The sequence below is a fragment of the Shewanella fodinae genome, assembly GCF_014651955.1.
GTDB classification, from domain to species: domain Bacteria; phylum Pseudomonadota; class Gammaproteobacteria; order Enterobacterales; family Shewanellaceae; genus Shewanella; species Shewanella fodinae.
In genome coordinates, this window is the sequence record NZ_BMXW01000018.1 from 66,848 (window position 1) to 78,580 (window position 11,733).

7 protein-coding genes and 4 tRNA genes are annotated in these 11,733 nt (G+C 47.1%); 4 read left to right on the forward strand and 7 right to left on the reverse strand.

The features are described 5' to 3' along the window. The first annotated feature begins 117 nt into the window (after positions 1 to 117). From IE064_RS14630 to IE064_RS14645, 4 genes are all read left to right on the forward strand, one after another. Positions 118 to 194 (forward strand) — tRNA-Arg (locus IE064_RS14630). Positions 195 to 230: 36 nt separating this feature from the next. Beyond that, a tRNA-His gene (locus IE064_RS14635) sits at positions 231 to 306 on the forward strand. Positions 307 to 402: 96 nt separating this feature from the next. After that, a tRNA-Pro gene (locus IE064_RS14640) sits at positions 403 to 479 on the forward strand. A gap of 50 nt (positions 480 to 529) precedes the next feature. Beyond that, positions 530 to 606 (forward strand) — tRNA-Pro (locus IE064_RS14645). A gap of 53 nt (positions 607 to 659) precedes the next feature. Here IE064_RS14645 and IE064_RS14650 read toward each other — a convergent pair. From IE064_RS14650 to IE064_RS14680, 7 genes are all read right to left on the reverse strand, one after another. Beyond that, positions 660 to 2,576, reverse strand: coding sequence for a bifunctional diguanylate cyclase/phosphodiesterase (locus tag IE064_RS14650; protein ID WP_189618447.1), 1,917 nt, complete (start codon positions 2,574 to 2,576; stop codon positions 660 to 662). Between the two features lie 8 nt (positions 2,577 to 2,584). Then, positions 2,585 to 3,289, reverse strand: coding sequence for a transglutaminase-like cysteine peptidase (locus IE064_RS14655; protein WP_189618448.1), 705 nt, complete (start codon positions 3,287 to 3,289; stop codon positions 2,585 to 2,587). 17 nt (positions 3,290 to 3,306) lie between these two features. Further along, complete coding sequence (locus tag IE064_RS14660) at positions 3,307 to 3,915, reverse strand: OmpA family protein (RefSeq protein ID WP_189618450.1); 609 nt, start codon at positions 3,913 to 3,915, stop codon at positions 3,307 to 3,309. Continuing rightward, entirely contained in the window at positions 3,915 to 5,255 is a 1,341-nt protein-coding gene (locus IE064_RS14665; RefSeq protein WP_373295276.1) for a TolC family outer membrane protein, read from the reverse strand. Before IE064_RS14665 ends, IE064_RS14660 begins: the two co-directional genes overlap by 1 nt. Before the next feature lie 96 nt (positions 5,256 to 5,351). Then, on the reverse strand, positions 5,352 to 6,734 hold the full coding sequence (locus tag IE064_RS14670) for an HlyD family type I secretion periplasmic adaptor subunit (RefSeq protein ID WP_189618453.1): 1,383 nt from the start codon (positions 6,732 to 6,734) through the stop codon (positions 5,352 to 5,354). Further along, positions 6,727 to 8,904 carry a type I secretion system permease/ATPase gene (locus IE064_RS14675; RefSeq protein WP_189618455.1) on the reverse strand — a complete coding sequence of 726 codons (2,178 nt, stop codon included), beginning with the start codon at positions 8,902 to 8,904 and terminating at the stop codon, positions 6,727 to 6,729. Before IE064_RS14675 ends, IE064_RS14670 begins: the two co-directional genes overlap by 8 nt. Before the next feature lie 96 nt (positions 8,905 to 9,000). Then, positions 9,001 to 11,733 (reverse strand): type I secretion C-terminal target domain-containing protein (locus IE064_RS14680; RefSeq protein ID WP_189618457.1); only part of this gene is annotated, 2,733 nt, incomplete at its 5' end.

The following is an 11,733-nucleotide window of genomic DNA, read 5'->3' on the forward strand; positions in this document are numbered from 1 at the left end:
TGTGGGAATATAGTGATGGTTTATAAAGCTAAAAGTTGAACACTCAGAAGAAAAAAGCAAAACAATGGTGGACTCATTCCCTAATAACCCCTACTATATGCGGCGCTGACACGATGGGCGCCCATAGCTCAGCTGGATAGAGCGCACCCCTCCGGAGGGTGAGGCCGAGGGTTCAAATCCTTCTGGGCGCACCAGCTTAATGAGCACATCGGTATAGAGTAAAAACAGTGGTGGCTGTAGCTCAGTTGGTAGAGTCCCGGATTGTGATTCCGGTTGTCGTGGGTTCGAGCCCCATCAGCCACCCCATTTCCTTCCTGTGTTGAGTTTCCCGGATGAAATCAGGGTTTCAGCAGTTGTCTGAAGCAGATTTCCCCTTAGGGTAGGAATTGAAGTAGATATTTTCGGTGATTAGCGCAGTCCGGTAGCGCATCTGGTTTGGGACCAGAGGGTCAGAGGTTCGAATCCTCTATCACCGACCAATTTATATAAATCGCTTTTGTACTTTATGAGTGAAAGCGATGTTGTTTTACGGTGATTAGCGCAGTCCGGTAGCGCATCTGGTTTGGGACCAGAGGGTCAGAGGTTCGAATCCTCTATCACCGACCAATACAGAAAGCCCCTGCATCTGCAGGGGCTTTTCGTTTATAACATCTTCTATCCTAATCAATATTTTGTGGTGGTGCGATATACCCTTGATATCCTTGGATTTTGAGCATTTCGAACCGCTGCAGTTGTGTTTCTTGCTGGATCCCAGTTGCAATAACGTCAATATCCAAGCCTCTGGCAACATTGATCAGTGCTCGGCATAGTTCAGCGTTGTGCTGGTTATCTTCAAATTGCGCAAATGACTGATCGAGCTTGACATAACTGGGTCGCAGCGTCTGCAGGTAAGTCATTGAACCAAACTGCCGACCAAAATGGTCAATACCAAAAGTTGCACCATTATCCCTAATCACATTACACAGTGCTTCGCTGGCCTTGGCGTCACTGTAGATACTGGCTTCTTGGATTTCGAATGCCAAACGTCCATGATGTTCAGTTTCTCTAAGGTACTGGTTAAGCCACTCATGGAAGTTGTGGTCGCCGACACTTTGATGCGTCAGATTAACGGCAATGATTTGCGGGCTCTTTTCCAGTAACTTCTGCTCCATCACTTTTTCGATGAGGCAACGATCAAGCAAACTTCCGAGCGATAACAGTTCCACATATGGCATGAACTGACCGGCATGGACTAATTGGTCGCCTACCTGTAACTGGCAGAACAATTCATGATGAATGATGCCGTCTCGACCATAATTCTGTACCGGCTGCCAGCGGAACAGAAACTGTTTCTGACTAATGGCATGAGACAGTTTTTCGCGCCATTGCTCGCGGGTAAACAGTTGTTGCTCGCTGGATTCAAACCAGTGATAGACCTTACCCGTTTGCAGCGCTTTTTGCAGGGCGTTGTCTGCCTGGGTCAGTATGTCGGACGTTGTACACTGTCCCAGACGCTCTGCGATACCTATGGCATAATCCTCATTGGGCTTGCAATCCGCCTTGATCATCTCTTGGTTAATGGTACGTACCAGCGTTTGTAAGTATTTGCTCAGTTGTTCACGTTCAGCATGGGTAACCAAAAACGCAAATTCATAGGCGGCAATTCTGGCTATCACCGAATCAAAATTCGCCAGTGATTCCTGCAATTTCGAGGCTAATAATTTTATTGTGGCATCTCGTACTTGATAGCCATATTTGCTATGCACCTGCTCCAGCCAATCAAGCCTTACCAGCATAATGGCGCCACTGCCGGGCTCACTAAGCCAACTATTGAGACGTGCGGTCATGTACTGTCGATTAGGTAGCTCCGACACCTGATCCACCAGATTCTTCTTACGCAGCGCCGTGACTTCTTCGTCAAGTGAACTGAAGATCTGTTTCAACTGAGCCGACATGCTGTTGAACGCAGTGACAACATCGCGTAGTTCCTGTGTTTTGGGTAAGGGCATATCTGGCCCAAATTCACGTTTAGCGATGCTCTTGGCGTGTTCAGCAATAGCGTGCAGTGGTTTGAGGATCCACGTGAGCCCTAATCGAGCCGAGAAAATGGCGACCAAAAACAGAATTGAGAACACTATGATGGTGTTACTCATGATGCGCCAAAGTTCATGGTAACCGAACCCAGGGTGAGCTGTGATTTTCAGTTTGGCTAGCTGGATCCAACCACTGGTAATTGTGGTTTCCTTCTCAATCGAGGGAAATAAGTTCAAATTGATAAACCACTGAGGTACGTCATCAATATGAATATCGTTATTCCAGCTTTGTTGTTTGCCATCGACCAGCCAGGTAAGGGTGACTTTGCGGTAATATCCGCCTTCAAAAATCACGTTTACCATGGTTTCTACCGTGGCCATATCACCCGCTTCCAGCGCGGGCACTAGCATCAACCCAAGTGAGTGGCTGACATTGTTCAGATCAGACTCCATTTGGGATGCAAGAAAATTTCGAGTTTCATTAAACTGTACGTATCCGAGGCTGGCTACTACCAAAAGGAACAGCCCAAACAGTAATGAATAAATCTGTCTAAACAAGGTCATTGCCGCGGTTACTCCATCACCAATTTAGGCTTACGCATATGGTCTGCCCCTAATCTATGTCTTAAATCGTTCCACTTTTCCAGACGTGTCGCCGAACCGGCCAGTACCCCTCGTCCTTTTTCCTTATTGAGCCATAACTGTTTACCGTTAAAGCTGTAGACTGGAATTAGGTCTGTTCGCTGGGTGGCAGGTTTGATAATAGGGTCAAGGTTGTCAAGGATTAACGGAATTGCCCCTGGCGTTTCATAGTACGCCAGTACCATGTGGTATTGATTGACGCTGGTCGCTTTAACCATTGTGATGCGCATCTTGTCGTCTGGAATCCCTAGTTGTAGCAAAGTAAAATACTTAGCTATGGAAAAGTCTTCGCAGTCACCACCATTGGCACCGATAAACTCTAACGGAGTTGCCCAGTAATTACTGACACCCCACAGCTTTATATCATCCACAAAACGGAACAAATTAAAGAAGTTATTGACTGTTGTGAGCTTTTCTTTGGCGCTCTGATCTTGTGCATCTCGCAGGATGTTGAACCAAGCTTTTGCACGCAATCCCGCGCGCTCACCGTAGGTGTGTTCCAGAGAAGAGACAACAGTGGGTTCATTAAGGCCGACATCGGCATGTAACAGCGAAACAGCAAGTGCCGATGCCAGCAGGGTGTAGTGGCAGACTTGTTTTAAGCTCCTGAATGTCAACAGCCTGCCACATACCATAATGAGAGATTAACTTCCTATTTAACTTCTTGATCGACAGAATAAATCGTCCACTTCATATCCGCCATAGTGTCTTCACCTTTGACTTCTGCGATAACGCGCCGATTACGTTTTTGCGCCAAGGCCGTACCGCTGGTATCGATTGGACGATCGTAACTGTAACCGATTGCTTTTAATCGGTCATCAGCTATCCCAAATTGCTCATGCAATACTTTAACGACAGCATTCGCGCGATTCTGTGACAACTCCAGATTGTGTTCATAAGTCCCCGTTTTACTGCAGTGGCCTTCAATCGTCACCTTAGTGTTCGGGTACTGTTTCATAAAATCCGCGATGGTCTGAATTTGGCTGTAATACTGCGGGTCGATATAGTAAGAGTCATTGGCAAACAACACCTTAAGCTCTGAGCGCTCATTTATCGGGCGTACTTGACCACAGCCATAGTTGTCAACGCTTGCGCCTTCAACGGTGCCCGCACATTTTTCTCTGGCCTCAATAACGCCATCATGGTCATTATCATTCATATCAAAAACTTGAGTTGTTGGGGAGTCCATGGAGACTGTATCTCGCATAGCGCATCCTGACAGTAACAACAGAATGCTCATAGAAGTCAGTAACAGTTTCATTATTTTGCCCCCCCTTCATATTCGCGTTCGCCTTTCCAGACATCCGGTCTGGTCACTCTCAACGAATCAAGCAACTGGCCTGTTGCATTCAATATCCGATATTTAGCAATAATCTCATCAAACTCTGCACCGAGATAATCTTTGCGTGCTTCAAACAGTTCATTTTCGGTATCCAATAAGTCCAACAATGTCCGTTGGCCGAGGTTGAACTGCTGCTGATAAGCGACTTGAGTCTGCTTGGCGGCAATCACGTGTTCGCGAATATAGAGTTTCTGGGGTTCCAAGAACTCATAAGCGTTCCACGCCAGATTTACACCTTCAACGACTTCCCGGTGGGCACGTTCCAGAATCTCTTTTGCTTCGCCCAGTTTATAAGCGGTTTGTTTTTCACGCGCGAGATCCTTACCGCCAGCAAACAGGTTATATCTCAGGCGTACCATTGCTTGCACATCATTGTAGTAACCACCAACGTTCTGACTGGCAATAATGCTGGAGCCATCTTCGCCATTCAGGTCATTATTCATGTTGCCAGAGACTTCCAGTGACAGCTTTGGATAGTACGAGGATTGTGCCGTTGAGCGTTCATATTCTGCGGCATGGATATCATGACTAGCAGATTTGAGCACCGGATGCTTAGCCTCTGCCATTTTTACCCCGTCCATCGCATCTTTCGGCAGCATGTCGGCATCTGGTACTGGCACAATCAGATTTTCCGGCTCCTGCATGGTCACGCGGTAGAACTGGCTCTTGGCATCGAGGAAGTTGTTACGCGATGACATTACATTAGCGTTTGCTCGCGCCAGACGGCCCGTGATCTGTGATAAGTCCGCAGTAGATCCCAAGCCTGAATCTGTGCGCTGTTTAATCTGATCATAGATATCCTGATGACTCTTCAGGTTTTTCTCGGCCAGCGTTAAAATTTCCTGGGTTTTAATGTAGTTAAGATAGACCTTGGCAACCTCAAGCGCCTTGTCTTCGGCAGTAGCCATCAGGTTCCATTGTTCTGCGCTAGCTTCGTAACGGGTACGACCCACTTCACTACTGGTGTAAAAACCATCAAACAACATCTGTTGGATACTGACACCAAATTCACCCCGTTTCAGTTCCATCTCATCGTCGGTAGTCCCTGCAAGTCGACGACGTGTAGAGGGTGAGTTGGTATATTCATAGCCGTAGCCTGCAGTTACATCAACTGATGGCATATAACCAGAATAGGCCTGACTAACTTGCTCCTCTTTGGCCTTAAATCTGTTGAAAATAATTCTGATATCCGGGTTGCTATCCAGAGTCCTGGCGACTGCCTGTTCCAGGGTCTGACCGAACCCGGCACTCGGAAGCATCAGCGCGGCAACAGCGAGCGCCAACGCACTGCGCCGAACCTGCCGATTCAATTTCATGTTCATGTTAAACCCCTCCAAGGTTCAATAGCTTTGAGCCTAGCGTTCCCTTAACGCTGTTTCTTTGGCTCGCAGTATGGGATTAAGTATGTACTCAAGGATTGTCCTTTTCCCGGTAATCACATCAACAGAAGTCAGCATCCCGGGGATTATTGGCATCTTTGTGCCATCTTCTTTAGTCAAGCTCGACTGTTCAGTACGCACTTTGACTAAATAAAAACTGTTACCTTCTTCATCTTGAGAAGTATCGGCACTAATTTGCTCCACAGTACCTTTCAGGCCACCATAGCGGGTGAAGTCATAAGCAGTGACTTTCACCATGGCAGGCAACCCCGGATGAAGAAACGCGATATCTTTAGGTAGGATCTTGGTTTCTATCAGCAGTTGATCTTCAGAAGGTACAATCTCCATGATATTGACACCAGGCTGTACAACTCCACCCAATGTATTGATATCTATTGATTTTACCGTTCCGTTCACTGGCGAAACCAGCACGGCTTTATTCACTTTGTCCTGAGCTCCCACCTGAGCCTCAGTCATGCGTGCCCACTTGGACTGGGTATCATTCAATTGGGCGCGGGCATCTGCCGCGTATTGTAGGACCGCTTCGCGCCGTTTCAGAATGGCCTCATCCATCGCCGCCTTCACTTTAGGTCTGTTGACCCGCAAGCTGGAGAGCTCACCCTTAATATCGTTTACGTTGCGTTCCAGTTTCAGCAATTCCACTTCAGGAACCACGCCTTTGGCGGCGAGTGGTTTGGTCAGTTCTAGCTCTCGGGTAACTAGTTGGAAGCTGGTAGTCAATGTATTGATTTTAGACGCAAGTTCTTCATTTTCCTGCTGCCGTTGCTGAATTTGACGCGCAAGGATTTCCACTTGGTTGTTTAAGTTATCCAAGCGACCGTTGTATTCATCTAACTGACGCTTTACCAATTCACTGTCTTTGTTACGCAAGTCATCCGAAAATACCGGTGGTTTTTTGATGATCTTTACCTGCTCGCGCCAATCCTGGGCGACATCTGAGATAAAAATGCTGTTGAGTTCTGCAGTTAAACGCACGATATCGGCACGAAGCGAATACACTTCCTGTTGCTGCTGTGCGGCGTCAGCGCGGAACCGAGTGTCGTCAATGCGTACTAAAGGTTGGCCTTTCTTAACCAACATGCCTTCCTGCACATACAGTTCTTGCAGAATTCCGCCATCAAGACTCTGAATTACCTGTACCTGGGACGATGGAATAACTTTCCCCGAGCCACGAGTGACCCGGTCAAGGGAGGCAAAACTGGCCCATACCAAAAAACATAACATCATGGCGGCAACTGCCCAGATGATCAGTTTGTGACTGGAGGGGGCTTCTGTCATCATTGCGCCATAGACGTCATCGACCATCTCTAGATCTTGGGCGGTAAGAAACTTACTCATGTCGACCTCCGGCCATCAAGCCGTGATTGAGCAATTCCAACACTTTATCTTTTGGACCATCAGCCAGAATGTGGCCACGATCTAAGACGATAATACGATCAACCAACTGCAGCAGTTCCATCTTATGGGTAATGATGATGAGTGCTCGTTCCTTACTGACATGCATCATTGAGCGCATAAACTGTTTTTCAGCTCTGGCGTCCAAGCTGGCGGTGGGTTCGTCCATCAGTAAGATGGGAGGGTCATTGAGAATGGCGCGTGCCAGCGCAATGGTCTGTCGCTGTCCTCGGGACAGGTTTTCACCTTTTTCGCCCACCTGAGTATCTAGTCCTTCAGACTCCATGGCAGTAAACAAGGCAACGCCGGAAAGCTGCACTGCTCGCATCAATTGGTGTTCAGAAACCTGACGGGTACCAAATAAAATGTTATCTCGTATGGTTCCATGAAACAGTGTTACATCCTGGGGGAGATAACCAAAGTTACGCCGCAGATCGCTGGGGTGAATTTGCCCAGCATCAATACCGTCATAACGCAGGCTACCACTTGACGGTTGAAACAGACCTACCATCAATTTTGCTAGCGTGCTTTTACCACTGCCGTTTCTGCCAATAATGGCAATTTTTTCTCCGGGCTGGATCTTGAAAGAGAGTGGGCTAATTACCTGTTTTTCTGATGTTGGATAATTGAAGGTGATATGGTCTGCTTCAATCTTGCCAATTAATCTTTGTTTGCTGACCAGATGACCTTTGTTTTCAAATTCATCTTCTTGCAGCATGATACCGTCGAGTTGCCTGAGCGCACTGATCATCTGGTTGGCGCGCGTCATCAGCCCAGCCAATTGTGCCATCGGTGAAACGGCGCGGCTGGAGAGCATCACCGCTGCAATAATTCCGCCCATGGAGATCAGGTTATCCGAAACCCGGTAAACGCCAAGGATCACCACAAAAATCGTGGTTAATTGCACAACCAAAGAGGCAACATGGGACACAGCATTAGTGAGTTTCTTGGTTTTTAACTGCCAGTTAGCCGTGTGACCAATCATTTGTTGCCAAGATTTTTGTACCAGACCTTCCGCGCCATAGGCCTTAATTGATTCCAGCGCTGCCAGACTTTCAATTAGATGACCATGTTTGAGACTGGAGAATTTATTACTTTCCTCTACTGCAATTTTCAGCCGTGGTTGAATGAGCAGGGTGAAGGAAATGATAATCACGCTGGCGATCAACGGAATAAGTGCCAGGTCTCCGGCAACTAAGAAAATGATCAGCATAAACAACAAGGCAAATGGCAGGTCAACCAGCGTTGTAATGGTGGCTGATGTCAGGAAATCCCTGATACTATCGAATTCGCCTAACTGCCTTGCCATGCCGCCAACACTGGCGGAGCGTTTTTCCAATGGTAATCCGATAGCCTTATAAAAAAGCCGGGAGGATACCAGGATGTCGACTTTTTTGCCTGCAATATCAATCAAATAACTTCTTAATTGGCGCATGACAAAGTCAAAGATATAAACGATGCCGGCACCGGCAGCCAGTACCCATAAGGATTCAAATGCGAGGTTAGGGACAACTTTGTCATACACGTTCATGACAAATAGTGGTGATACCAGGGCAAATATATTGACCAGCAGTGATGCCACTAATGCATCTCGATAGATGGGGGCTGCATCTTTCAGTGTTTGCAACAACCAGTGGGTTTTGTTGTCATGACGATAGACATCAAACCCTAAATCGCCGCGGTATTGCTGTTTAATTAAGAATAGGTAGCCCACATACAGCGTTTCTAATTCCTCAACAGTGAGTACCTGCTCACCTCCCGTTTCAGGAAGTTGGATGACAGCCTGTTGTTGCTCAGTTCTTAGTTCTCTGAGAATGCAGGCTTTTTTGTCCTTCAATAATAAAATACAGGGAAGCTGGATGGCACTAACCTGATCTAACCCCTTACGGCTGAGTTTGGCCGTCAACCCCGCGCGAGCAGCGGCCTGCGGCAACAGCTCTGGTGGTAGTTCGGCTGAGGACAAGGGCAAGCCAGCCACCAGAGACTCAATCGAACAGGGACTGCCATAGTACTCAGTCATCAGTACCAGACAGTCTAAAAGTGGGTCAACGGTGACTCTTAATGAGGCCGGGATTGTCCATTGTTCAGTTTTTGGAGAGGCAGCAGTGCTCACGAAACGACATGTCCCTTAAGTAGTTGTTAGGGTTGATGTAAGTATCGGCTAAAGTCCCACCTTTCGAAAGCCGAAAGGTGGGATTGTTAGATAATATTACGACTCGTGTGAAACAGTCTCAGTGTGTTTCAATATGTCACTGGTAGCGGACGATACAGGTTGAGCAGCATCCGCAGCATCGCTGCTGACGATCAGTGGACCATTACCACTGTCAACCAGCCCTTGGATCATTGCACTGCTAGTGTTGCCATAAGAAGACACGTCGGTTCCATCCAGCACTATGGTTTGGTCGGTAGTACCATTACTATCGGCGTCAATAGTAATCACCGTACTGCCATTATCTACACTAATGTGCAGGTAATTATCTAAAGTGCTGCTGTTGCCATCCCAGTTAGTTAACAAGTCGCTGATATCTAACTTGTCCTGATTTAATGTGAAATCAGTAACGTGATCAGTTCCCGTTTCTCCGGCTTGCCAGATAAAGGTATCTTTTCCATTACCGCCGGTCAGCGTGTCATCACCTAAGCCACCAAAAATAGTGTCTTTGCCCTGGCCTCCATCGATAACATCATTACCAGTACCACCGTAAATCAGATCATCTCCCGCATCTCCGTAGATGGTATCGTTGCCACCTTGTCCAAAGACAATATCATTGCCATTACCGGCATGAATAACGTCATCACCGCCACGACTGTCGTCACTGATATTCAATGATGCGGAGTTGGTCTGGATGTAAAAACGAATTTCATCATTGGAAGCGTTGTGCCCTAATACATCCGCCAAGTAATCGCGAAGTCCTTGTAAACCTTCGCCATCATGAGTGCCAGCGGCATGCCCGGTCCATGCAAGCCCATCAGTATTGAGCACGTCGCCAAAGATGATGTCATCGCCGTTACCGCCGTTGATGATATCACCGCCAACAGATGCCGGATTAGACTGTTGGAAACCATCTTGTAACGCTGCTTGCAATTGATCTGCAGTGTTGATGATCTGCGGTTGGCCAATATCGCCGGTAACATAGTCATCAACCCAATGCTGATTCCACCAAGATCCTTCCCAGTGTCCTCCTACTGCTGTCGTAACATTTGTATTTACAGTAGATGTATTGTCGAAATAGCGTAAGAAATCACTATTAATGCCACTACCTATGCCGATAGCATTCAGGCTAACACTATATCCATTGCCATGGATGAGTGAATCTGCGGCTGCAATCGCCAGTGACATATCATTAACATCTGTGCTGCTACCTGAATTAGAGCGGTCACCGGTATAGGTTGTTGGGTTACCGTCGGTCAGGAAGAATGACATGTTGATATAGTCACCAGTGTTCCCTACATTCTTACCATCAAACCAAGATTCAGCAGTTTTGAGTGCCGCTTCATAGTTGGTCGCACCATTTGCTGACAAATCATCGATAGCCTGAGTCAACTGCTCAAGTTTATGGTCGTTGGCACTAAAATTATTCAGTGTAATTTGCTCTGCCGCACCGCTGGCAAAAGAAATTAACGTGATGTTTACTGTGCCATCATGCCCGTTAAGCTGAGTTGCAAGCTGCTTCAGTGCATCTTGTGCCAGCTCTAAGCGGCTCTTGCCACTGGTGCCAGAAGCGTAATCCATACTTCCAGAGGTATCCACAATAAGTGCGATATTGTAGTTTGCGCCGGGAACTGTAGTAATGGTGTTGCCACCGGTATCACCTACCAGCACATCATTGCCATCACCGCCAGCGATTAGCCCCGCACCGTCACCAATGACATGTAGAGTAGTACTTTGCGGTGTATCAGAGTTGTTATTCCCTACAACAATGGTGCTTTCGGCTGGTGTACTACCACCTTCAATAGTGATATTGAAATCACTTGTCGCTTGATCACCATCACCATCGACAACACCGACCTGGAAGTTAAGCGTCTGATCATCTGGCAGAATATCCACAGATGTTGACATACCTGACAGACGAACAGAATCACCACCAGTACTCTGGATGTTAACACCATAGAAATCACTTAAGTTATAGTCAGATGCGTTGATGGTCACAGTGCCATCGTTACCCACAATGACGTTTGTCACAGTGGTCAGAACTGAACCATCAGCACCTAACAACTGCAGCGTCAGATTGGTGCCACTGCCATTGCCTTGAGAGTCAAATGACAGCGATACTTGGTCTACGGCTTGGTGTACGACTTGTCCCGCATCGTAGAAGGTTGCAGTCAGGCTTTCGCCGCTATCCAGCCAATTACTTCCAATACCAATACCCTGAGTACTGGAGTTAACAGAACCAGAGGTTGAAGTAAATTTAATATCAGTATCAATTGTGCTTAAGAAATCACTAGCCCATAAAACTATGCCATTACCACCATCTATTTTCTGATCAAATGCAACAGATTCGGTAATGACAGGATTTGGTGTGACTAAGTCAAAAGAATAAGTCCCGTCAGCCTTCATATATAAGGTAAAGAAGGTTTCACTAGAGCCGTTGTTATCATATGAAGCAGTTAACTTCTCTCCCATATAAACGGAGCCGTCATAAATATCTTCGCGACTGAGACTTACATTTGACCCTAATGATGTCAGCAAATTAATGTTAATACCCTGATCTGAATTGATCAGCTGTGACTCAGAACTGAAATCATCGGCGCCACTAACCACAGTCCAATTGCCAATATGTTCCTGGGCCGCGTTTGGTACAGAGAAACTATCAACATCGGCAGTTGGGACATCATCGACAATGTTAATCACCAATGCACCGGCGGGTGCGGTATCGCCATCGCTGTCGGTGACGACTACGGCGAAGCTGGCGGTGGTGTCATCCCCACTGGTGTTGTCCTGCAG

What these genes read in the sequence shown, in the direction of transcription:
- IE064_RS14650 (WP_189618447.1), bottom strand. Translation starts at nt 2,576, where the DNA reads ATGACCTTGTTTAGACAGATTTATTCATTACTGTTTGGGCTGTTCCTT.
- IE064_RS14655 (WP_189618448.1), bottom strand. Translation starts at nt 3,289, where the DNA reads ATGGTATGTGGCAGGCTGTTGACATTCAGGAGCTTAAAACAAGTCTGC.
- IE064_RS14670 (WP_189618453.1), bottom strand. Translation starts at nt 6,734, where the DNA reads ATGAGTAAGTTTCTTACCGCCCAAGATCTAGAGATGGTCGATGACGTC.
- IE064_RS14665 (WP_373295276.1), bottom strand. Translation starts at nt 5,255, where the DNA reads ATGCTTCCGAGTGCCGGGTTCGGTCAGACCCTGGAACAGGCAGTCGCC.
- IE064_RS14660 (WP_189618450.1), bottom strand. Translation starts at nt 3,915, where the DNA reads ATGAAACTGTTACTGACTTCTATGAGCATTCTGTTGTTACTGTCAGGA.